Annotated in this window: 1 protein-coding gene; it reads right to left on the bottom strand. The window is 57.3% G+C overall.

What is annotated here, in order from left to right:
- A partial coding sequence (locus R0J87_RS22525) for a calcium-binding protein (protein ID WP_498889110.1) occupies window positions 1–255 on the bottom strand: 255 nt, incomplete at both ends.

Raw genomic sequence — 255 nt, 5'->3', positions numbered from 1 at the left:
GCCGTTAACAATATCGTCACCTGCATCGCCGTAGAGCATATCATCGTCTTCACGGCCATCGATCGTGTCATTCCCGTCGAAACCATGCAACGTGTCGTTGCCGCCAGCGACCATAAAACCGCCACCGATCCAATCATCGGCAGCGCTGCCGGTCACAGCAGCGCCTGTGCCACCGGTGACGGGAATGTTGCCAGTAGCAGATGTGAAGGTCACGCCCGAGAAGTCATAAACGCCGCCACTCTCAACGAACAACGC

It is taken from the genome of Halomonas sp. SIMBA_159, assembly GCF_046536035.1.
Taxonomy (GTDB): Bacteria; Pseudomonadota; Gammaproteobacteria; order Pseudomonadales; family Halomonadaceae; genus Vreelandella; species Vreelandella venusta_A.
The sequence above is the reverse complement of the archived record's forward strand: the minus strand, read 5'-3'. Positions and strand labels throughout refer to the sequence as shown.